This is a genomic window from Paraburkholderia sp. (assembly GCF_047605525.1).
In the GTDB taxonomy this organism is placed as follows: Bacteria; Pseudomonadota; Gammaproteobacteria; order Burkholderiales; family Burkholderiaceae; genus Paraburkholderia.
Genome location: NZ_JASGFN010000003.1, coordinates 53,856 through 75,236, shown reverse-complemented (window position 1 = coordinate 75,236; position 21,381 = coordinate 53,856). Strand labels below are relative to the sequence as shown.

At 65.6% G+C, this 21,381-nt stretch carries 17 protein-coding genes; 8 read left to right on the top strand and 9 right to left on the bottom strand.

The annotated features are described in order from the left end of the window. Positions 1-14: 14 nt before the first annotated feature. The gene (locus QM685_RS04735) at positions 15-881 is read right to left on the bottom strand and encodes a hypothetical protein (RefSeq protein WP_415113249.1); all 867 of its coding nucleotides are present in this window, start codon (positions 879-881) and stop codon (positions 15-17) included. Between the two features lie 316 nt (positions 882-1,197). On the opposite strand from QM685_RS04735, the gene QM685_RS04730 reads away from it, so the two are divergent. Together QM685_RS04730 and QM685_RS04725 are read left to right on the top strand one after the other, a co-directional pair. Beyond that, complete coding sequence (locus QM685_RS04730; RefSeq protein WP_415113247.1) at positions 1,198-2,856, top strand: acyl-CoA synthetase; 1,659 nt, start codon at positions 1,198-1,200, stop codon at positions 2,854-2,856. Positions 2,857-2,942: 86 nt separating this feature from the next. Next, the gene (locus tag QM685_RS04725; RefSeq protein ID WP_415113245.1) at positions 2,943-3,323 is read left to right on the top strand and encodes a DUF5594 family protein; all 381 of its coding nucleotides are present in this window, start codon (positions 2,943-2,945) and stop codon (positions 3,321-3,323) included. A gap of 87 nt (positions 3,324-3,410) precedes the next feature. Here QM685_RS04725 and QM685_RS04720 read toward each other — a convergent pair whose 3' ends face one another. The 6 genes from QM685_RS04720 to QM685_RS04695 form a co-directional block, all read right to left on the bottom strand. Next, positions 3,411-5,528, bottom strand: coding sequence for a phosphocholine-specific phospholipase C (locus tag QM685_RS04720; RefSeq protein WP_415113243.1), 2,118 nt, complete (start codon positions 5,526-5,528; stop codon positions 3,411-3,413). A gap of 120 nt (positions 5,529-5,648) precedes the next feature. After that, positions 5,649-5,978 (bottom strand): hypothetical protein, encoded by a 330-nt coding sequence (locus QM685_RS04715; RefSeq protein WP_415113241.1) that lies wholly within the window; start codon positions 5,976-5,978, stop codon positions 5,649-5,651. 138 nt (positions 5,979-6,116) lie between these two features. After that, positions 6,117-6,980: an alpha/beta fold hydrolase gene (locus QM685_RS04710; protein WP_415113239.1), complete on the bottom strand. Its 864-nt coding sequence runs from the start codon at positions 6,978-6,980 to the stop codon at positions 6,117-6,119. 8 nt (positions 6,981-6,988) lie between these two features. After that, complete coding sequence (locus QM685_RS04705) at positions 6,989-8,575, bottom strand: benzoate-CoA ligase family protein (RefSeq protein WP_415113237.1); 1,587 nt, start codon at positions 8,573-8,575, stop codon at positions 6,989-6,991. Positions 8,576-8,644: 69 nt separating this feature from the next. Next, entirely contained in the window at positions 8,645-10,240 is a 1,596-nt protein-coding gene (locus tag QM685_RS04700) for a 3,4-dehydroadipyl-CoA semialdehyde dehydrogenase (protein ID WP_415113235.1), read from the bottom strand. Between the two features lie 26 nt (positions 10,241-10,266). Further along, a complete protein-coding gene (locus QM685_RS04695; protein ID WP_415113233.1) occupies positions 10,267-10,734 on the bottom strand; it encodes a DUF4863 family protein in 468 nt (155 codons plus the stop codon). Positions 10,735-10,953: 219 nt separating this feature from the next. Here QM685_RS04695 and QM685_RS04690 point away from each other — a divergent pair, with 219 nt between their 5' ends. The 5 genes from QM685_RS04690 (at position 10,954) to QM685_RS04670 (ending at position 17,415) form a co-directional block, all read left to right on the top strand. Further along, the gene (locus QM685_RS04690) at positions 10,954-11,943 is read left to right on the top strand and encodes a helix-turn-helix transcriptional regulator (protein ID WP_415113231.1); all 990 of its coding nucleotides are present in this window, start codon (positions 10,954-10,956) and stop codon (positions 11,941-11,943) included. Positions 11,944-12,061: 118 nt separating this feature from the next. After that, a complete protein-coding gene (gene boxC, locus QM685_RS04685; protein WP_415113229.1) occupies positions 12,062-13,741 on the top strand; it encodes a 2,3-epoxybenzoyl-CoA dihydrolase in 1,680 nt (559 codons plus the stop codon). Positions 13,742-13,873: 132 nt separating this feature from the next. Further along, the gene (gene boxB / locus QM685_RS04680) at positions 13,874-15,301 is read left to right on the top strand and encodes a benzoyl-CoA 2,3-epoxidase subunit BoxB (RefSeq protein WP_415113227.1); all 1,428 of its coding nucleotides are present in this window, start codon (positions 13,874-13,876) and stop codon (positions 15,299-15,301) included. A gap of 46 nt (positions 15,302-15,347) precedes the next feature. Beyond that, complete coding sequence (boxA, locus tag QM685_RS04675; RefSeq protein WP_415113225.1) at positions 15,348-16,583, top strand: benzoyl-CoA 2,3-epoxidase subunit BoxA; 1,236 nt, start codon at positions 15,348-15,350, stop codon at positions 16,581-16,583. A gap of 52 nt (positions 16,584-16,635) precedes the next feature. After that, positions 16,636-17,415 carry an amino acid ABC transporter substrate-binding protein gene (locus tag QM685_RS04670; protein ID WP_415113974.1) on the top strand — a complete coding sequence of 260 codons (780 nt, stop codon included), beginning with the start codon at positions 16,636-16,638 and terminating at the stop codon, positions 17,413-17,415. Positions 17,416-17,548: 133 nt separating this feature from the next. Here the strand turns inward: QM685_RS04670 and leuA are convergent, their stop codons facing one another. Further along, on the bottom strand, positions 17,549-19,255 hold the full coding sequence (gene leuA, locus QM685_RS04665; RefSeq protein ID WP_415113223.1) for a 2-isopropylmalate synthase: 1,707 nt from the start codon (positions 19,253-19,255) through the stop codon (positions 17,549-17,551). 387 nt (positions 19,256-19,642) lie between these two features. Between leuA and QM685_RS04660 the strand changes: the two genes are divergently transcribed. Then, positions 19,643-20,092, top strand: a complete 450-nt coding sequence (locus QM685_RS04660; RefSeq protein WP_415113221.1) for a hypothetical protein — start codon at positions 19,643-19,645, stop codon at positions 20,090-20,092. A gap of 16 nt (positions 20,093-20,108) precedes the next feature. Here QM685_RS04660 and QM685_RS04655 read toward each other — a convergent pair whose 3' ends face one another. Further along, a complete protein-coding gene (locus QM685_RS04655; protein ID WP_415113219.1) occupies positions 20,109-21,374 on the bottom strand; it encodes a DUF3443 domain-containing protein in 1,266 nt (421 codons plus the stop codon). Positions 21,375-21,381: the final 7 nt, after the last annotated feature.

The following is a 21,381-nucleotide window of genomic DNA, read 5'->3' as shown; positions in this document are numbered from 1 at the left end:
CCGCGCGCGTCTTCTTATACCCCGAGCCTGCGCGTGATCGCGGTCCTGACCATCGGCACGCCGACGCGCAGCAGCTTGCGCACGCCTTCGTCGCTGCCGACTTTCTCCACCACGTTGTCGATCATCGTCTGCATCACGTTCGCCGGGTAGAACTCGCGGAACAGGCCGTTCGCGCCGGTTTGCGCGAACACGTGATGCAGGAACGAACCCACCGGCGGGCCGATCCGCTTGAAGAGGCCCATCTTGACCACGCGGTTGTTCCACAGATGCAGCGTGTACGCGTCCGAGCACAGTGCCGCGCATTCGTCGAAGTAGCGCGGCAGGAACACCTTGTAGTAATCGTCGAAATGCACCGGGTAGAACAGGCTTTCGGGCAGACCGGCCTTCACGCCGTAGACGGCGGTCAGCAGACGCGGGCCCGTCGCGCCCCAACTGAGCGCGGTCCCTTTCATCGCCTCGACCCGTTTGATCAGTTCGTTGAGGCGCGGCTTGTCGGGGTCGAGCCGCAGCAGCGCGGTGCAGATGCTGCTCGGGCTTTCCTTGCCGATCAGGTCTCCCTTGGCGTTGAGATCGAGATCGCGCAGCAGCAGCAGGTCGGTGTCGACCCAGATTTCGTCGGTCTTCGTGAACATCACGAAGCGGAAATAGTCGGTGAAATGCGCCATCGACGGCACGCCGTGAATCGGAAAGTCGTTCAGCGAATCGCGCGGCAGAATCGCGCTCGCGTCTTTCGCGATCACGTTGCCCGGCAGGTTGGCGATCGGCTCGTAACTGTAGAGCGCGACCTCGCTGCCGTACGCGGAAAACGAATTCAGACAGGCGATTTCATAGGGGGAGAGTTCCGGGCCGTGCCAGAACGATGCGAATCTTGCCTTGCTCATAAGCCATCCGGGTAAGAATCATGCGACGCCACGCGCGCCGCGAGTCTTTATGGATGCTAGACGCGGCGGGCGAAGGTCAGATGTATTGGGCCGGATTCGCACAGGAGTTGTCGCGAAACGTTGAGGCGAATTCGGACAGCGCAGGTCATATGTACCGGATTCAGCGGGCGTTGCACGCGGGCGGAGGCGGTTCGGGGGTGGGCTAAACTCGGGAAAAACGGGGCGCGTGGCCGCGCGGGTGTAAATATTGGCAACTGCGTGCCATGTCACGCCCCACATGGCGATAAAGGTATAGGAACGAGAGACGGAGACGACGATGAACCTGGACGGCCAGACTTACGATTCGCTCACGGCAAACTTCGCATGGCGCATTCCCGCGCGCTACAACATCGGCGTCGACGTCTGCGATAAATGGGCCGACGGCTCGGGCCGCCTCGCGCTGATCTACGAAGACGCCGACGGCCGCGCGACCCGCTACACGTTCGACGAACTGAAAGCGCTGTCCGACCGGTTCGCGAACGCATTGCTGGCGTCGGGCGCGCGGCGAGGCGAGCGCGTCGGCATCTTTCTGTCGCAATCGGTCGAAACGGCGGTCGCGCACCTTGCCGTGTACAAGGCCGGGATGATCGCGGTGCCGCTTTTCGCGTTGTTCGGCGTCGATGCGATCGAGCACCGTCTCGGCGACAGCGGCGCGGTCGCGTTGGTCACCGATCAGGCCGGCGTGCGCAAGGTGGGTGAAATCCGCTCTGCGTTGCCGGCATTGCGCGATGTCTTCAGCGTCGATATCGAACACGATGACGACGCGGCGCCCGTGCCCGTGCGTTCGTTCTGGCATGCGCTGAACAGCGCCCCCGCTGCCTTCACGCCGGCGGACACCGGCGCGGACGATCCCGCGATCATCATCTACACGTCGGGCACGACCGGCAAGCCCAAGGGGGCGCTGCACGGACATCGCGTGTTGCCCGGCCATCTGCCCGGTGTCGAGATGTCGCAGCAAGGCTTTCCCGCGCATGCGACGCTGATGTGGACCCCCGCGGACTGGGCATGGATCGGCGGGCTGTTCGACGTGCTGCTGCCGTCGTGGCATCACGGCGTCGCGGTGCTCGCGCGCCGCTTCGCGAAATTCGACGGCCACGCGGCGTTCGATCTGATCGCGCGTCACGCGGTCTCGCATGCGTTCCTGCCGCCGACCGCGCTGAAGATGATGCGCGGTGTCGAGCGTCCCGCCCATCTACGCCTCGCGTTGCGTTCGGTCGCGAGCGGCGGCGAATCGCTCGGCGAGGAACTGATCGGCTGGGGCCGCGCGACGCTCGGCGTCACGATCAACGAGTTCTATGGGCAAACCGAGTGCAACGTCGTCGTGTCGTCGTGCGCGGCGCTGTTCGAACCGCGCTTCGGCGCGATCGGCCGCGCGGTGCCGGGGCATCACGTCGCGATCGTCGATGCGGACGGCAACGAACTGCCGCCGGGCGCCATCGGTGATATCGCGGTGGCCGCGCCCGATCCGGTGATGTTCCTCGGCTACTGGCACAACGAAGCCGCGACGCGCGAGAAATTCCGCGGCAGGTTTCTGCTGACCGGCGATCTCGGCGCGTGCGACGCGGACGGCTTTATCCGCTTCGTCGGCCGTGGCGACGACGTGATCACGAGCGCCGGTTACCGGATCGGGCCTGCGTCGATCGAGGATTCGCTGCTGCGTCATCCGGCGGTGTCGATGGCCGCGGTGATCGGCGCGCCGGATCGCGAGCGCACTGAAATCGTGATGGCGTTCGTCGTGCTGAAGTCGGGTTTCACCGGCGACGCCGCGCTCGTGCGCGAGATCCAGCAGCACGTGAAGACGCGTCTTGCCGCGCACGAATATCCGCGCGAGATCCGCTTCGTCGAAAGCCTGCCGCTGACGGCGACCGGCAAGGTGATCCGCAAGGCGCTGCGCGAGTCGCTGGCGTCCGATCCGGACACGCCCGCTCGGCCGTAAATCCGCCGCGTTTTCGCCAACGCGTATGCGAGCATGCCCATGCTACGATGGCCGAGCCACTATCACGCATGACATCGGAGACATGGATGCGCCCGGAGAGTGCCGTTCGTTTCGACAAGGAGTTCGCGCCTCGCATCGCCGAGGCGCTCGCCGCGTGTTTCGCGAAGACCGTGCATACCGAGGTGCTGCCGAATGGCGGCCACCGGCAGCCCACGCGCGTGCGGATTCACGCGGCGCCGCTCGAGGAACTCGGTCACTACCCGCATCCGTTGAATCTGTACCTGACCTGGGACAGCGATGAAATCGAAAGGCTGATGAGCGACGAGGGGCCGGCGCGCTTCGCCCGGTATCTCGCCGCGCTGCCGCGCAAGCTCAATGCATGGACCCAGGCGCGCGAACTCGATTTCCTCACGCATACGCAGGGCGAGCCGGTGATGTTGCTCGGCGGGCTCGATTTCGAAGCGTAAGCGCCGGCTCGATAAAACAACGGCCGCTGCAATCGAACTTGCAGCGGCCGTTGCTTTTACGGAAGAGCTTCGTCGATCCGGAGGGCCCTAGCCACCCAACGCCGGATCGCTGACGCTGCTCCTGCCGGTTTCGACGTGGCCCGCGAGGCGCCGCGCGAACGACGAATCCGTATCGACGCTGATCGCGAGGTCGTACCAGCCGTGCGCGTTGCGCAGATCGAGGTACAGATCGTCGCTGTCGCCGCCGCGCACCGAATGCCTGATCACGTTTGCCGGATCGTACGCATTGACGATCGTGAACTGGCAACGCGTGCCGCCAGCGTTCCCGAGCCGCAGTTGCAGATTGCCGTTCGCGACGTCGTAACCCTCGGCGACGTCCGCCCGCGCGGCATCCGGGCCATGCCACGTCCTGCGCGCGGCCACCGTGCCCGCGAAGCGCCGCAGAAAGCCGTTCGGACCGTGCACGGAGAAGTCGTAGCTGCCGTCGGCATTGGGCAGTAGCTGGTCCTGCAGGCGCTTGCCGGCCTCGACCGTATAGCTGCGCGGTGCGTCGGCGCCGTTCGCCGTATAGACGAGGAACACGGCGCCCGCGTTGCCCGTGTTGATGAAGCGCATCGTCAGCTTGCCGTTCCTGCCTTCGTCGACGCGCACGAACAGTTCGTACGGCAACGCACGCGCCGGGCGCACGCCGGGTTCCTGCTTCGGCACTGCCTGCACCGCGGGCGGCTGCGGCACGTAATCCGGATGACGGTTCTGATCGGGCGGCACATACGCATTCGTGGGCGGCAGCGACGGCAACGCGTCGTTCGGATTGGCGAAGTTGAACGCCGAGGTCAGATCGCCGCATACCGCGCGGCGCCACGGCGTGATGTTCGATTCGCCGAGATTGTGGTGCCGGCCGAAGCGCGCTTCGATGAAGCGGATCACCGACGTATGGTCGAACACTTCCGAACACACGTAGCCGCCCTTCGACCACGGCGACACGACGAGCATCGGCACGCGCGGCCCGAGCCCGTACGGCCCGGCGACGTTGTTCGCGTTACCCGCGTAGATTTCGTTGCTGATGTCGACCGTCGAGAGCCCGTTCGCGCTCGACGCGGCCGCGAACGGCTGCGCGATGTGATCGAAGAAGCCATCGTTTTCGTCGTAGTTGACCAGCAGCACGGTCCTGCTCCACACGTCGGGGTTCGACGTGAGGATCTGCAGCACCTGATCGATGTACCACGCGCCGTAGTTCGACGGCCAGTTCGGATGCTCGGAATACGCTTCGGGCGCGACGATCCACGACACTTGCGGCAGCGTGCCGTTCTGCACGTCGCGCTTCAGGATGTCGAAATAGCCGTCGCCTTTCGCCGCGTTGGTGCCGGTACGCGCGTTGTCATAGAGCGGATTGCCCGGTTGCGCGTTGCGGTACTGGTTGAAGTAGAGCAGCGAGTTGTCGCCGTAATTGCCGATGTACGCATTCTGCGTCCAGCCCCACGAGCCATTTGCGTCGAGCCCGGTGCCGATGTCCTGATAGATCTTCCACGAGATGCCGGCGTTTTGCAGCACCTCCGGGTAGGTCGACCAGCCGTAGCCGAGCTCCGAATTGTCGATCACCGGGCCGCCGCCGCTGCCGTCGTTGCCGACCCAGCCGCTCCACATGTAGTAGCGGTTCGGATCGGTCGGGCCCATCAGTGAGCAGTGGTACGCGTCGCAGATCGTGAATGCGTCGGCGAGCTGGTAGTGAAACGGGATGTCGTCGCGCGTCAGGTACGCCATCGTCGTCGCGCCCTTCGCGGGCACCCATTGATCGTTGCGGCCGCCGTTCCACGCTGCGTGCGTGCTGCCCCAGTCGTGCGCGAGATCCTGCAGGAATTGCAGGCCGAGATTCGGCGCGGTGGGGCGGAACGGCAGCACGTAGCCCGCGCCGACGGCATCGGTGGTGAGCGGCTGATACCAGACCGGCTTGCCGTTCGCGAGGTTGATCGCGCGCGTGTCGCCGAAACCGCGCACGCCTTTGAGCGTGCCGAAGTAATGGTCGAACGAGCGGTTTTCCTGCATCAGCACGACGATGTGCTCGACGTCGCGAATCGTGCCGGTCCGGTTGTTGGCCGGAATCGCGAGCGCGTTGCGAATGCCCGGCGGCAGCATGCTCAACGCGGTAAAGGAACCGGCGGCTTGCGCGGCCGAGCGTAGAAAATCACGGCGATTTTTTGAGGTCATGGTTCTGGCTCAGATCTTCGGGGTGGAAGGGGGGACTGCGAAGACGGACTGCAAAGCGGCGCCGCGACGATGCGAGGGACGCGCGCAAGCGTGCCGGGCATCGTGCGCGCGGCGCGAAACTCAATCCACGGTGTGGATGACGGGACGGGCAAGCGGCGGCGACGCGGCGGACAGCGCGGTGCCGGCATCGGATGCGGGGGTGGCGGGAGTTTGAATCGTGAGCGCCGCGGGGACGGGATTGGCCGACGGGTCGGCCGGCGCGGTGCTCGACGGGTTGCCGCCGCTATCGGCTGAATGCCCGGTGGAACTGATCGTATCCGGGCCGGCGGCGTGATCGTCGTCGCTGCATGCAACCGTCAGCGCGCACAGCACGACGACTGCCAGCGCGCCCGTCAAACGTTTGCATCGCGACACGCGAGACGCATGAAACGGCTTCGACACGAAGGGCATGGCACGGTCTCCGGCACGGGGAAGGGATGCCTGGGCATCGATGTGCCGAGGTCAGCGATGCCGCAGCATAATCGCCGATCCGTGTAATTTTTATGAAGAATGTGTAAGGGATTCGCCCGTCGTTTTTAGCGTTGTTTTTTATCGATGCGCGGAGACGAACGCCGCGATCGCGTCGTTCAGTTTGCCCGGTGCGTCGCGATGCGGCGAGTGCCCGCATGCGTCGAGCTTGACGAGCTGCGCGTGCGGCACGCGCGCGGCGATCGTGTCGATCTGCGCCATCGTGCCGTAGTTGTCGTCGTGGCCTTGTATCGCGAGTAGCGGCTGGCGGATCGGCGCGAGCGCGTCGACGATCGACCATTGCCTGAACGCCGGGTCCAGCCAGATATCGTTCCAGCCGTAGAACGCGGAATCGACGTCGGCGTGATAGCGCGCGAGCTTGTCGCGCAGGTCGGTGGTGTCGTAAAGCCGTTTCGTTTGCGCGATGCTTTGCACCGAGATGTCTTCGACGAACACATGCGGCGCGATCACGATCGCGCCCGCGAGCGCATCGGGATACAGCGCCGCGTAAAGCAGCGCGATCGAGCCGCCGTCGCTATGGCCGATCACCCACATGCGCCGGCGCTGTTGCCTGTCGATGCCGAGCGCGTCGAGCAGCGCCGGGAGAATGTCGCGTGCCTGCGCGGTCATGAAATCGACCGGCCATTTCACGTGAGGCTCACGCGGCGTCGACAGCCCATAGCCGGGCCGCGAATAGACGAGCCCGCGCATGCCGAGCCGTTCGCACAAGGCTTGCGGCCAGTCCCGCCACATCGCGATCGAGCCGAGCCCTTCGTGCAGGAAGACCGCGATCGGCGTGTCGTCCGCTGCGTCGTCCGCCTGTGCGCCTGCCTGTTCATTAACCCAGCGATACTCGATGCGCAACGGTCCGTGCGAGGCGGTCGCCGGCAGTCCGGCAAAGCGGCTCGCGGCGGCGGGGTGAAGAGCGGGGGCGGAGTTCGACATGGAGCACCTTATGACTGTTCGCGCAGCTTGAAACGTTGAATCTTACCGGTAGCGGTCTTCGGCAGATCGTCGGCGAACACGATATCGCGCGGATACTTGTGCGGCGCGAGCCGTTCCTTGACGAACGCCTTCAGTTCATCGGCGAGCATCCCGGATGGCGCGAACTCGCGTTTCAGCACGACGAACGCGCGGGTCTTCACGAGCCCGCCATGATCGACGCCAACCACCGCCGCCTCCAGCACCGCGGGATGCTCGACGAGCACCATTTCCACCTCGACCGGCGACACGTACTGGCCGCTCACTTTCAGCATGTCGTCGCTGCGGCCCGCGTACACGTAGCAGCCGTTCGCGAGACGCCGGTACTTGTCGCCGCTGCGAATCCATTCGCCGAGAAACGTCGCGCGCGATTTCTCGCGATTGCTCCAGTACATCAGCGCGGCACTCGGCCCCTTGATGTACAGATCGCCGACTTCGCCGTCGGGCACCGGATGGCCGGCTTCGTCGCGCAGTTCGACTTCGTAGCCCGGCACCGGGCGGCCGGTCGTGCCGTATTCGACTTCGCCCGCGCGATTCGACAGGAAGATATGCAGCATTTCCGTCGAGCCGATGCCGTCGAGAATTTCGGCGCCGAAGTGCGCGGTGAAGCGCTCGCCGATTTCGCGCGGCAATGCTTCGCCCGCCGATGCGCACACGCGGATCGCGACGTCGGCGCGCGCGGGCAGATTCGGCGAGACCAGCATGCTCGCGTAGAGCGTCGGCACCCCGTAGAACACGGTCGGGCGATGTTGCACGAGGCGCGCGAAGATCGCATCCGCGGTGGGGCGTTCGGCCATCAGGATCGCGGTCGCGCCGACCGATAGCGGAAAGGTCAGCGCATTGCCGAGCCCATACGCGAAGAACAGCTTGGCCGCCGAAAACACCACGTCGCTCTCGACGATGCCGAGCACCGGCTTCGCATACAACTCGGCGGTCCAGTACAGATTCGCGTGCGTATGGACCGTGCCTTTCGGCTTGCCGGTCGAGCCCGACGAATACAGCCAGAACGCGATGTCGTCGCCGCTGCTCGCGCAGTCCTTCGCCGCGGGCAGCGCGGCGTCGACCAGCGTTTCGAAGCGTGGCGCGGCAAGCGTCGCGCCGGTGGTTGCCCGCGGCTGCGAGACGATCAACTGACAGTCGTCGTCGATACCGTTCAGTGCTTGCGTGACCTGAGCCAGCAACGGCTCCGACACGATCACCGCGCGCGCATGACTATGCGTGAGCATGTACGTGTAGTCGGCGGCGCTCAGCAGCGTGTTCGCGACCACCGGCACGATGCCCGCATACAGCGCGCCGAGAAACGCGACAGGCAGCGACACCGTGTCGAGCATCACGAGCAGCACGCGTTCCTCGGGATGCACGCCGAGCGCGCGCAGCGCGCTTGCGCAGCGTCGCGCGCGTGCTTCGAGTTCGCCATAGGTCGTCGCGCCGTTGTCGTCGACGTAGGCGATCTTGTGCGCGCGGGCCTCATTCAACTGGAACAGATGCGTCGCGAAGTTGAATAACGGGGGCGGCGGCGCGACCGGCTGACGCGCGGTCGTTTCCAGCAGGGCTTCCATATGTCTCCTCCATCCGTGGGGGGCGGTCCGGCTGTTCTGTGCTCGTGATCCGCTCGATGCTTGCTTCCGCTAGGCCGGCGGCAAATGCGTGGTTTGCGCGAGCGTGTCGAGCGCGACGCCCGATGCCTGCACCGCCGCGCGCCGATGATAGAAACCGAGCGCGCGCAGGCAGCCGAGCTCTTCGCCGCCGCCCGCGCGGCCGGGGCCGCCGTGCAGCGACATCGGCATCACGTTGCCGTGGCCGGTCTGGCTTTGCTGCACCGATGGCGAGATCGTATGCACGCGTCCGTGCGTATCGGCGAGTTCGAGCGCGAGGCGGCCGAGATGCGCGTCGTCGTTCGAATAGATCGACGCGACGAGCGAGCCCTGACCGCGTCGCGCGAGGGCCACCGCGTGCGCTTCCGGCAGATCTTCGCCATTCGATGCGGCACGATAGGGCGCGACGCTCGCGACCGGGCCGAACACTTCGACGTCGTGCAGCAACGTCGCGTGGTCCGGATCGTCGACGACGAACAGATGCGGCGCGACGCAGGCGGCCACCGCCGGGTCCGCGTCGATCAGCGGCGCGGCGGACCCGTCATGGGCGAGCACCGCTTCTTCGCGCAGCGTGGCGATGCCGGCGAGCACGTTGTCGTAGTGCGCGCGGCTGACGAGCGAGCCCATGCGCACGCTTTCGTTGCGCGGATTGCCGACGGTGATTTTCGCGAGCTTCGTTTTCAGCGCGTCGAGCACCGCTTCGAGCGAGTCCCGCGGCACGAACGCGCGACGGATCGCCGTGCATTTCTGCCCGGACTTCACCGTCATTTCGCGCACGACTTCCTTGATGAACAGATCGAACGCGGGCGTATCGGGCGTTGCGTCCGCGCCCAGGATCGCGCTGTTCAGGCTGTCGGCCTCGACGTTCAGACGCGCGCTACGCCGCACGAAGGCCGGATGCGCGCGCAACGTCGCGGCGGTGTCGGCGGAACCGGTGAACGACACGACGTCGAATGCCCGGACCTGCTCGAGCAGGCCCGCCGAGCCGCCGCAGATCACCGAGAGCGCGCCTTCCGGCAGGATGCCTGCGTCGACGACGTCGGCGACCATGCGCTGCGTGAGCCATGCGGTGGCGCTCGCGGGCTTGACGATGACCGGCACGCCGGACAGCAGCGCGGGTCCGGCTTTCTCCCACAGTCCCCACGACGGAAAGTTGAACGCGTTGATAAGGAGCGCGACGCCGCGCGTCGGCGTCAGCACGTGCTGCACGCTGAACGACTGATCCTTGCCCAGCGCGGTCGCAGTGCCGTCGCGCAGCGCGTGCGCGTCGCCGAGCGATGCGCCCAGTTTCGCGTAGTACGAAAGCGTGAAGATGCCGCCGTCGATATCGACCGCCGAATCGTTGCGTGTCGTGCCCGAGTTCGCGGTGGCGATCGCGTAGTAGTCGTCGCGCTTCGACTGCAACAGCTTGACGATGTCGGCGAGATGCGCGGCGCGCTGCGCGTAGGTGAGAGCGCGCAAGGCGCCGCCGCCCTGATCACGCGCGAAGCCAAAGGCCCGCGCGAGGTCGAGGCCCGCGCTCGATATGCGCACGAGCGCGTCACCGGTTATGGGATCGGTCAGCGTCGTGCCCGCGCCCTGACCGGCGATCCACCGGCCGGCCACGTAGTTTTTCAGAAGCTCGCTCATGCTCGTCCTCGTCCTCGTGATCGTGCTCAGGCGCGGGTGAATTCGATCGCGCCTTGCGGCAGCAGATACAGCACGAGCGCCTGGCCGTTCGCGACCGTCGGACGATGCGCGGAGCCGGGGCCGTACACGCACCAGCCGGCCGGATGGCCGTCGAACGTCGCGCCTTCTGTGAGCGGCATGATCAGGTCGATCTCGCCGTGCGGATGAACGTGGTGCGGACCGGCGATGTCCCGCATGTCGACGACGTCGACGGAAAAGCCGTGCGTGTCGGGCAACGCCTTGAAGATGCGGCCGTAGCGGATGCCGCCGGCCTCGCGGTTGCACAGCCACCCTGCGGCGACGCCGCCGCGGCAGGCGTTCGCCAGCTCCCTGAAGGTAGGGCTGTCGGCGGGCCAGGTGTGGTTCAGCCATGCCGCGAGCGAATCGTCGAGCGGGCGCCCGGCGAGTTGCCCGGTGACGCCTGCGATCAGACGCTGGAAATCCTGTGGGGACATGCGAGCCTCCAGAAGCGCGTGCTCACGCGGGCCGGATGGCCGGCACCGGAACTTTGGTGCATGCGTGTTGCCGCGCTGTCTTCGAGACGCCGCCGGTAAAAGTTCGGCGGCGCGTGACTGTGTTTGTGATTAGGATCAGCTTTTGGCGAAAATTAAACCGTTCACCTTGTGCGTGTCAAGCACTATAGTACATGTATCGAAGTCGAGAGGTCGCAAAACATGAATCAAAAGTACTCTCCCGTACCGTTGGACGAAGCCGACGCCGCCGCCGACGATGAAGCGGCCCGCGCCGAACGCACCGGGCGTGGCGCTGAGCGTGAAGAGCGCGACCCGTTTCTCACCGCGATGGGCGAGCGCGTGCGGCTGCTGCGCGCGCGCCGCGGCATGACGCGCAAGACGCTCGCGGCCGAGACCGGTCTGTCGGAGCGGCATCTGGCGAATCTGGAATCGGGCGTCGGCAATGCGTCGGTGCTGGTGCTGCGGCAGATCGCGGTTACCTTGAACTGCTCGCTCGCCGAAGTGATCGGCGACGAAACCACCTCGTCGGCCGAGTGGCTGTTGATCCGCGAACTGCTGCGGGGGCGCGACCAGGCCGCGTTGCAGCGTGCGCGCGTGGCGCTCGCCGAGATGTTCGCGCAGGCGCCGCGCGACCCGCACCGCAAGGACCGCATTGCGCTGATCGGCCTGCGCGGCGCGGGCAAATCGACGTTTGGGCGGATGCTCGCTCAGGAGCGCAAAGTGCCGTTCATCGAGCTCACGCGCGTGATCGAACAGCTCGCGGGCTGTCCACCAGCGGAGATCCATTCGCTGTATGGCGCGAGCGCGTATCGGCGCTACGAGCATCGCGCGCTCGAGGCGGTGATTCACGAGCACGAACGCGCGGTGATCGCGTCGCCGGGCGGGCTGGTGTCGGAGTCGGGCACGTTCAACGCGCTGCTGTCGCACTGCTTTACCGTGTGGCTGCAGGCGACGCCCGAGGAGCATATGCGCCGCGTCATCGCGCAAGGCGATCTGCGGCCCATGTCGGGCAACAAGGAGGCGATGGACGACCTGAAGCGCATCCTCGCCGGGCGCGCCGAGCTGTATGGGCGCGCCGACATGAGCTTCGACACGAGCGAGAAAACGCTCGCCGACGCGTACCTGCAACTGCGCGACCGCCTCGCCGCGCGGCTCGCGGCGGAGTCGCCGGACGACGCTCAGGTGAGCTGAGCGGCAGCGCGAGATACAGGGTTTCCACCTAAATATGCACTAAAATGCTTTACATGGGTATGACGATGCACTATTGTTCAAAAAACAGATCCCGCATCGTCCAGTCAGGAGACGCCCCATGTCCACAGTACATACCGCCGTTGCCGAGGTTGCGCCGGTCGATTACCGCACCGATCCGTCGCAGTACCGGCACTGGAAGCTGAGTTTCAACGGTCCGGTCGCGACGCTCGGCCTCGACATCGCCGAGGACGGCGGCATTCGCGACGGCTACAAGCTGAAGCTCAATTCGTATGATCTCGGCGTCGACATCGAGCTGCACGACGCGATCCAGCGCATCCGCTTCGAGCATCCGGAAGTCCGGACGGTGGTGGTGACGAGCCTGAAAGACCGCGTGTTTTGCTCGGGCGCGAATATCTTCATGCTGGGTTTGTCCACGCACGCGTGGAAGGTCAACTTCTGCAAGTTCACGAACGAAACGCGCAACGGGCTCGAGGATTCGTCGCGTCATTCGGGCCTGAAGTTTCTCGCCGCGGTGAACGGCTCCTGCGCGGGCGGCGGTTATGAACTCGCGCTCGCCTGCGACGAAATCTATCTGGTCGACGACCGCTCGTCGTCGGTGTCGCTGCCGGAAGTGCCGCTGCTCGGCGTGCTGCCGGGCACGGGCGGCCTCACGCGGGTGACCGACAAGCGCCGCGTCCGTCACGACCGGGCCGACATTTTCTGCACGGTGGTCGAAGGCGTGCGCGGCGAACGCGCGAAGGCATGGCGTCTGGTCGACGAAGTCGTGAAGCCGAACCAGTTCGAGCAGGCCATCCAGGCGCGCGCGCTCGAACTCGCCGAACGGAGTGATCGTCCCGCCGATGCGAAGGGCATCGCGCTGACCCGCATCGAACGCACCGATCGCGAAGACGGCATCGGCTATCAAACGGTCGACGTGACGATCGATCGCGCGAAACGCGTCGCGACCTTCACCGCGCGCGCGCCGCGCACCGCGCAACCGGCCGATATCGACGCGATCGTCGCCGCCGGCGCGAACTGGTGGCCGCTGCAATTCGCGCGCGAACTCGACGACGCGATCCTGTCGATGCGCACCAACGAACTCGACATCGGCACGTGGGTGTTCAAGACCGAAGGCGACGCGCGCAACCTGCTCGCGGTCGACGCGACGCTGCTGCGGCACAAGGACCACTGGTTCGTGCGCGAAACGATCGGGATGCTGCGCCGCACGCTCGCGCGCATCGACGTGTCGTCGCGTTCGCTGTTCACGCTGATCGAGCCGGGCTCGTGCTTTGCCGGCACGTTCGCCGAATTCGCGTTCGCCGCCGATCGCACCTACATGGCCGCGCTGCCGGGCAACGAAGAGGAGGAACCGGCGCTCACGCTGTCGGAAGTCAACTTCGGCCTGTATCCGCTCGTCACGCATCAGTCGCGGCTCGCGCGGCGCTTCTACGAGGAGGCCGAGCCGCTCGACGCGGTGCGCGCGCTGATCGGCCAGCCGGTCAAGGCGGTCGACGCCGAGCGCCTGGGGCTCGTGACCGCGTCGCCTGACGATATCGATTGGGCCGACGAAATCCGCATCGCGCTCGAAGAGCGCGCGGCGATGTCGCCGGATGCATTGACCGGCCTCGAAGCGAATCTGCGCTTCAACGGCCCGGAAACGATGGAGACGCGCATCTTCGGCCGTCTCACCGCGTGGCAGAACTGGATCTTCAACCGGCCGAACGCAGTGGGCGAGAAGGGCGCGCTCAAGGTGTACGGCAAGGGCAGCAAGGCGCAATTCGACGTGTCGCGGGTCTGAGCAACGCCTGAGCGACGCTTGAGCCACGTCTCACGCGCACCCGGCATCTCACCCGCATCCGACCGATAACCCAGCGCCGCCTGCCGATACGTGCCTCTCTCGCCACCGCGGCTTTCGAACAGGGAACCGACCATGTCTACGATCAACTACAGCGAAAAGATTCCGAACAACGTCAACCTCGCCGACGACCGGGCGCTGCAGCGCGCGCTCGAACAGTGGCAGCCGAATTTTCTGTCGTGGTGGGGCGATATGGGCCCGGAGGGCTCGCACGGCTACGACGTGTATCTGCGCACCGCGGTGAGCGTCGACGCGGGAGGCTGGGCGCACTTCGATTACGTGAAGATGCCCGAGTACCGCTGGGGCATTTTCCTCACGCCGGGCGACCAGGACCGCAAGATTCATTTCGGCGAGCACAAGGGCGAAGCCGCGTGGCAGGACGTGCCCGGCGAGCATCGCGCGAATCTGCGCCGCATCATCGTCACGCAGGGCGATACCGAACCGGCGTCGGTCGAGCAGCAGCGTCATCTCGGGCTGACCGCGCCGTCGCTGTACGATCTGCGCAACCTGTTCCAGGTCAACGTCGAGGAGGGCCGTCACCTGTGGGCGATGGTGTATCTGCTGCATCGCTACTTCGGCCGCGACGGCCGCGAGGAAGCCGAAGCGCTGCTCGGCCGCCGTTCGGGCGACGACGACAATCCGCGCATTCTCGGCGCGTTCAACGAGAAAACGCCGGACTGGCTCGCGTTCTACATGTTCACGTACTTCACCGACCGCGACGGCAAGTTCCAGTTGTCGGCGCTCGCCGAGTCGGGTTTCGATCCGCTCGCGCGCACCACGAAGTTCATGCTGACCGAGGAAGCTCATCATATGTTCGTCGGCGAATCGGGCGTGTCGCGCGTGATCCAGCGCACCGCGCAGGTGATGAACGAACTCGGCACCGACGACGTCGCGAAGATCCGCGCGGCCGGCGTGATCGATCTGCCGACGATTCAGCGCTATCTGAACTTCCACTACTCGGTCACGATCGACCTGTTCGGCGCCGATCATTCGTCGAATGCGGCGACGTTCTACAGCTCCGGTTTGAAGGGCCGCTACGAGGAAGGCAAGCGCGACGACGATCATCGTCTGAACGAGCATGGCTACAAGCTGCTCGACGTGCAGGACGGCAAGCTCGTCGAACGCGAGGTGCCGATGCTCAACGCGATGAACGAAGTGCTGCGCGACGATTACATCAAGGATTCCGTGGCGGGCGTCGGGCGCTGGAACAAGGTGCTCGAGAAAGCCGGCATCGACTTTCGCATGACGGTGCCGCACAAGGCGTTCAACCGGCAGATCGGCACGTTCGCCGGGGTGCGTGTGTCACCCGACGGCCGCGTCGTCAGCGAGGCCGAATGGGCCGCGAACGAAGCGAAGTGGCTCGCCACGCCGGAAGATCGCGCGTTCGTCGCGTCGCTGATGGGGCGCGTCGCCGAGCCCGGCAAGTTCGCGAACTGGATCGCGCCGCCCGCGATGGGTGTGAACCGTCAGCCGGTCGATTTCGAATACGTGCGCTTCAACTGAAGCACGACCGACGTGCGGAAAGGCAGGTGAAGAAGTGGAGGGAGTCATGAACGGCCCAGTATCGATCGAAGTTCTCCGGCAGCATCTGATCGATCCGGAAATCTGCATTCGCTGCAATACCTGCGAAGAGACCTGTCCGATCGACGCGATCACGCACGACGACGACAACTACGTGGTCAAGGCGGATGTCTGCAACGGCTGCATGGCGTGCGTGCCGCCGTGCCCGACCGGCGCGATCGACAACTGGCGCACGGTGCTGAAGGCCGACGCGTACTCGATCGACGAGCAGTTCACGTGGGACGTGCTGCCCGAACAGAACACGATGGCGGTGCCGCCGGCGGACGAAGCGCCGGCCGCGTCGGATGACGCGGCCGAGGGCGCGGACGGCATCGAAGTCGACACGGTGCGCGGCGCGGTCGTGCCGCCGTGGTCGGCCGCGAAACCGTATGTGAATCTCTACACGCACAAGACGCCGACCACCGCGACCGTGGTCGGCAACTACCGGCTGACCGACGCCGCGACGTCCAGCGACATCCACCATATCGTGCTCGATTTCGGCGCGATGCCGTTTCCGGTGCTCGAGGGGCAGTCGATCGGCATTCTGCCGCCCGGCGCAAGCGCCGACGGACGCGCGCATCACGCGCGGCAGTACTCGGTGGCGAGTCCGCGCGACGGCGAGCGGCCCGGCTACAACAACGTGTCGCTGACGGTCAGGCGCGTATCGCGGCAGCATGGCGACGCGATCGACGGCGTCTGCTCGAACTATCTGTGCGATCTGAAGAAGGGCGACGTGGTCAACGTGATCGGCCCATTCGGCAGCACGTTCCTGATGCCGAATCATCCGAACTCGCATCTGCTGATGATCTGCACCGGCACCGGCTCGGCGCCGATGCGCGCGATGACCGAGTACCGCCGGCGCAAGCGTCTCAAAGGCGCGACCGGCAGGCTGATGCTGTTTTTCGGCGCGCGCACCAAGGAAGAACTGCCGTATTTCGGGCCGCTGACGAATCTGCCGAAGGATTTCATCGACTCCACGCTGGCGTTTTCCCGTACGCCGGGCCACGCGAAGCGCTACGTGCAGGACGCGATGCGCGAGCGCGGGTCGGACGTCGCGAATCTGCTGAAGGACGACAACACGTATATCTACGTGTGCGGCCTGAAAGGCATGGAAGACGGCGTGCTGCAGGCGCTCAGGGATATCGTCGAGCAGCATCAGCTCGATTGGGAGGTGCTGTGGGCGAAGTTGAAGCGGGAAGGGCGGCTGCATCTGGAGACGTACTGAGCGGGATGAAGCAGCTCGAGGCGCAGTGAAGGCTCCGCCAATGCTCATGACGATGAAGCCGATTCGTTCGCTGGCGATGATCGCATTGTTGCACGCGGCGCTCGCGCATCCGGCGAGCGCCGACGATCTCACGCGGATCAGGGCATCCGGCGTGTTCCGGATCGGCACCGAAGGCACCTACGCGCCGTTCACCTATCACGACGACGCAGGCCGGTTGACCGGCTTCGACGTCGAACTCGGCACCGCGATCGCGCAGCGTCTGGGCGTCGAGCCGCAATTCATCGAAGGCAAATGGGAAGGCCTGATCGCCGGTCTGGACGTGAACCGCTACGACGCGGTCATCAACGAAGTGGGCGTGACCGACGAGCGCAAGCTCAAATACGATTACTCGGATCCGTACATCACGTCGCACGCGGTGCTGATCGTCGCGTCGGACAACACGCAGATCCAATCCTTCGACGACCTGAAGGGCCGCAAATCGGCCAATACGCCGACCAGCTACCTCGGCCGGATCGCGGCCGCGCACGGCGCGGAATTGATCCCCGCACCAGGCTTCGACGAATCGGTCGATCTGATCGTGGCGGGCCGCGTCGATGCGACCGTCAACGACTCGCTGTCGTTTCTCGACTACAGGAAGCGCGAGCCCGACGCGAAGATCAGGATCGTCGCGGTCGATACGTCGTCCGACGACAGCAGCCGGTCCGCGGTGCTGATCCGCAAGGGCAACCCGAAGCTGCGCATGGCGCTCGACGACGCGCTCGCGGGCATGAGGAAAGACGGCACGTATCAGCGGATTTCGCAGAAGTATTTCGGCCGGGACGTGTTTCGTTGAACGCGCGTGGATGCCGCCACCACGGCTGCGGATGAACCGGCAATAAAAGAAGGGGGCGTTGAAAACGCCCCCTTCTTGCTGTCAGCGCACCACGGCACTGTGCGCCGGACATTCATCTCACATCGTCAAAGCCTCACACCGTTTCGCCACTCAACGCGGCTTCGAAGAAACGCTCCTTCGCATCCGCATTCGCGCGCGCATAGGCGCGGTTGACGCCGCTGATCACCGCGCGGATCGACGCCGTGATCAGGTTCGCGTCGACGCCGACGCCGAACGCGCTGCCGGCCACGTCCGCGCCGGCCATTTCGGCGATCGCGATCGCGCGGGCATCGGCGCCTTGCGTGAGCGCGCGTTCTTCGTAGTGCTGGATCCGCACCGGCACGTCGAACGCGTGCATCAGCGCGTCGAGCGGGCCGTTACCGGCGCCGCTCAGCACGCGCGGCGTGCCGTTGATTTCGACGTTGAGCCTGATGTGCTCGCGGCCGTCGTGCTCGGACAAGCTGTGGCCGATATAGTGGACCGGCTCGGCGGTGCGCACGTATTCCTGCTGGAACAGTTCCCAGATCTGCGCGGGCGTGACTTCCTGGCCGCTGTCGTCGGTGTAGCGCTGCACGGCCGAGCTGAAGTCGACCTGCAGGCGGCGCGGCAACACGACGCCGTAGCTCTGCTCGAGCAGATACGCGATACCGCCCTTGCCCGACTGGCTGTTCACGCGGATCACCGAATCGTAGGTGCGGCCGAGGTCGCTCGGATCGATCGGCATGTACGGCACTTCCCAGATCGCGTCCGCCTTCTGCGCGGCGAGGCCCTTCTTGATCGCGTCCTGATGCGAGCCCGAGAACGCGGTAAACACCAGATCGCCGACATACGGATGACGCGGATGCACCGGCAACTGCGTGCATTCCTCGGCCGTGCGCGCGACTTCGTTGATGTTCGAGAAATCGAGTTCGGGGTCGACGCCTTGCGTGTAGAGGTTCAACGCGAGCGTGACGAGGTCGACGTTGCCGGTGCGCTCGCCGTTGCCGAACAGACACCCTTCGATGCGGTCGGCGCCCGCCATCACCGCGAGTTCGGCGGCGGCGACCGCGGTGCCGCGATCGTTATGCGGATGGACGGAGACGATCAGCGAATCGCGGCGCGCGAGATTGCGGTGCATCCATTCGATCTGGTCCGCGTAGACGTTCGGCGTGGCCATTTCGACGGTGGCCGGCAGATTGACGATCGCCTTGTGTTCCGGCGTCGGCTGCCAGATGTCGAACACGGCGTCGCAGACCTCCTTCGCGAATTCGAGTTCGGTGCCGCTGAATACTTCGGGGCTGTATTGCAGCGTGAAGTGCGTTTCCGGCTGCGCGTCGGCAAGGCGCTTCATCGTGCGCGCGGCCTTTTGCGCGAGTTCGATCACGCCGCTCTTCTCGAGGCCGAACACGATCTTGCGGAATTCCGGCGCGGTCGCGTTGTACAGATGGACGATCGCGCGCGGCGCGCCGCGCAACGATTCGAAGGTGCGCTCGATCAGATCGTCGCGTGCCTGCGTGAGCACTTCGATCGTGACGTCGTCGGGAATATGGCCGCCTTCGATCAGTTCGCGCACGAAGTTGAAGTCGGTCTGCGACGCCGCCGGAAACGCGACTTCGATTTCCTTGAAGCCGATCTGCACGAGCGTCTTGAACATGCGCATCTTGCGCTCGGCGTTCATCGGCTCGAACAGGGCCTGGTTGCCGTCGCGCAGGTCGGTGCTCATCCAGATCGGCGCGCGCGTGATGGTGCGCGACGGCCACTGGCGGTCCGTCAAATTGATGGGCTTGAACGAGCGGTACTTGGTAGCAGGGTTTTTCAACATTTTCATCATCCGGGGGTGTGGGATCATGGAACGGGTGTCGACCGGACGACGAAAAAGCGATACTGGGCCGCCGGTCGGAAACCGGGGCTGGGTCAGTTACTGGGGATTCAAGCGATGCTTCGGTGTATCAGAGAGAAGCGGAAGCGCGCAGCAGCAGACCTAGCCCGGTAGAGCGGGCTAGTAGTAGGGATAGGGTGGTCTGGACGCGGTACATAGTGCGCAATGGGACCATATTATTGGGACGGCGTCAAGGGGAGCGATGGGGGCGGCGCGCGGTATCGCTGGCGCCGACTGCCGGCGCACGACGCGCGGCTGACGGCGCGGCGGCGGTGCCGGTCGACAGGACCGTAAGCTACAATGGCCGACGGCTAGAACAACGGACCATCAATGAAGATTCGGATTCTCTCTCTTGCCTGCTTCGCGACCGCTGCCGCTCTGCTGACGGCCTGCACGATCACTACTCGCAACTCGGGCGCATGCGAGCAGTTGATGCGAAGCAAGCTGGCCGAAACGACGTCGGATACGCTGCGGGTCACGCATCGGGGCGCCGCGATTCGCGGTTCGCGGGTAGTGGTGGAGGGATCGATCGAGCATCTGGTGACGGCGTCCGAGGCGGCTGCGTCGGCACCGTTGGTGGCGTCCGCGCCGCGGGCGACATCGGCGCCGCACGCTGCTTCGGAGGTCAAGGTGGCGTCGAAACCCGCCGCGCCGAAGAAGGTCAGCACCCCGGCGGCCGCCGAGTGCACGTTCCACGGCGAAGAACTGGATGTATTCCGCTGGCTCGCGCCGGCGAAGCTGGTCACGCCGGTCGCGCAGGCTGCCAGCGACGCGGGTTGATCCAGACATCGCGCGCTCAGAACGCGTAATACGGCCCCGGACCAGCCGACGTATTGCGCGCCGCAATCGCGGTATACACGCGTTTCCCGTAGAAGAACGGCAAGCCCCAGCCGAAGCCCTGGCTCGCGTTGCCGGCGAGGTTGTCGAATGCGTTGTTCGACGAGCCGAACAGCGTGCTCGAATTGCCGACGTCGAACGACACCGTGGTCGATCCGCCATCGATGCCGGTGATCGACGCGCTCGCCGTCTGCGTCGAGCCCGGGCAATACCAGAAGCCGCACAGCGGGAACTGCGACGAGTGGAAGAAGAGCCCGTTCGAGCCGCTGTCGAGATAGCTCACCGCATAGGTTTGAGCGCCGGAAGTCGTCGTCACGTAGCCCGTCGCCGAACTCGCCTTGAGGACGCTCGCGCCGCTCAGCGTGTTGTTCGCCTGGGTGCCGATGCCGAAGATCAGCGAGCCCGACACGCTGGCCGCGCCGGTGTCGGCGACGGCCGGCAGGTCGATCACCACGCCGTTGTTGTCGAGCGCGAAGCTGCTCACCGGGTTGGTCAACTGCTGCGCGACGGGTTGCGTGCTCGCCGTGCAGCCGCTCGTGGTGCAACTGTAGTACCAGCGTGGCAGCGCGGAATTGGCGCAGCCGTTGCCGCAGTCGACCGGGAACAGTCCGACGCCGAGAATCCCGTTCGAGTGCAGACTCGCGACGGTCAGCATCGCCGGGCCGGCGTTCGCGCAGTCGGTGGGCGCGGCGGGCAGCGCCGGATCGGCGATCAACTGGACAGGAATCGATGACGCAAGCTGGCCGGCCATGTGCACGTCCGCGGTGCGCACCGAGCCCCACGCGTAACCGCTGCCGAACACCGCGCATTCGCCCGACACACCGGCGCCGGAGGCCACCGACGGCAGCGAAAGGCTCGACGGCAGCGCGGACGCGAGAATGCGCAGGCCGTTCGAGCCGGTGTCGACCTGGATGTCGTCGATCGTCGTGCAGTTGCTCGTGCCGGCCATGCAGATCGTGACGCTCGTCGTCAGCATGTTGCGCGTCATGCCGGGCGACACGCCGACCGTGACCGGCTGCACGTTCGCGATGTTCGATTGCGGCACGCTTGCGCCCGGAGCCGTGTTGGACGGGGTCGTGGAACCGGTCGTGGTGGACGATGGCGTGCCGGCCGACGGCGTCGAGCCGGTTCCGGACGTGGAAGATCCGCCGCCTCCGCCGCCGCAGCCGGCAAGGACCGCGCAGACGACAAGGAGCAGGGCATGGAAGCGGAAGGCGGATGTCATGGCGGGC

Coding starts and splice junctions, on each gene's coding strand:
- QM685_RS04735 (WP_415113249.1), bottom strand. CDS start 881: ATGAGCAAGGCAAGATTCGCATCGTTCTGGCACGGCCCGGAACTCTCC.
- QM685_RS04730 (WP_415113247.1), top strand. CDS start 1,198: ATGAACCTGGACGGCCAGACTTACGATTCGCTCACGGCAAACTTCGCA.
- QM685_RS04725 (WP_415113245.1), top strand. CDS start 2,943: ATGCGCCCGGAGAGTGCCGTTCGTTTCGACAAGGAGTTCGCGCCTCGC.
- QM685_RS04720 (WP_415113243.1), bottom strand. CDS start 5,528: ATGACCTCAAAAAATCGCCGTGATTTTCTACGCTCGGCCGCGCAAGCC.
- QM685_RS04715 (WP_415113241.1), bottom strand. CDS start 5,978: ATGCCCTTCGTGTCGAAGCCGTTTCATGCGTCTCGCGTGTCGCGATGC.
- QM685_RS04710 (WP_415113239.1), bottom strand. CDS start 6,980: ATGTCGAACTCCGCCCCCGCTCTTCACCCCGCCGCCGCGAGCCGCTTT.
- QM685_RS04705 (WP_415113237.1), bottom strand. CDS start 8,575: ATGGAAGCCCTGCTGGAAACGACCGCGCGTCAGCCGGTCGCGCCGCCG.
- QM685_RS04700 (WP_415113235.1), bottom strand. CDS start 10,240: ATGAGCGAGCTTCTGAAAAACTACGTGGCCGGCCGGTGGATCGCCGGT.
- QM685_RS04695 (WP_415113233.1), bottom strand. CDS start 10,734: ATGTCCCCACAGGATTTCCAGCGTCTGATCGCAGGCGTCACCGGGCAA.
- QM685_RS04690 (WP_415113231.1), top strand. CDS start 10,954: ATGAATCAAAAGTACTCTCCCGTACCGTTGGACGAAGCCGACGCCGCC.
- boxC (WP_415113229.1), top strand. CDS start 12,062: ATGTCCACAGTACATACCGCCGTTGCCGAGGTTGCGCCGGTCGATTAC.
- boxB (WP_415113227.1), top strand. CDS start 13,874: ATGTCTACGATCAACTACAGCGAAAAGATTCCGAACAACGTCAACCTC.
- boxA (WP_415113225.1), top strand. CDS start 15,348: ATGAACGGCCCAGTATCGATCGAAGTTCTCCGGCAGCATCTGATCGAT.
- QM685_RS04670 (WP_415113974.1), top strand. CDS start 16,636: ATGAAGCCGATTCGTTCGCTGGCGATGATCGCATTGTTGCACGCGGCG.
- leuA (WP_415113223.1), bottom strand. CDS start 19,255: ATGTTGAAAAACCCTGCTACCAAGTACCGCTCGTTCAAGCCCATCAAT.
- QM685_RS04660 (WP_415113221.1), top strand. CDS start 19,643: ATGAAGATTCGGATTCTCTCTCTTGCCTGCTTCGCGACCGCTGCCGCT.
- QM685_RS04655 (WP_415113219.1), bottom strand. CDS start 21,374: ATGACATCCGCCTTCCGCTTCCATGCCCTGCTCCTTGTCGTCTGCGCG.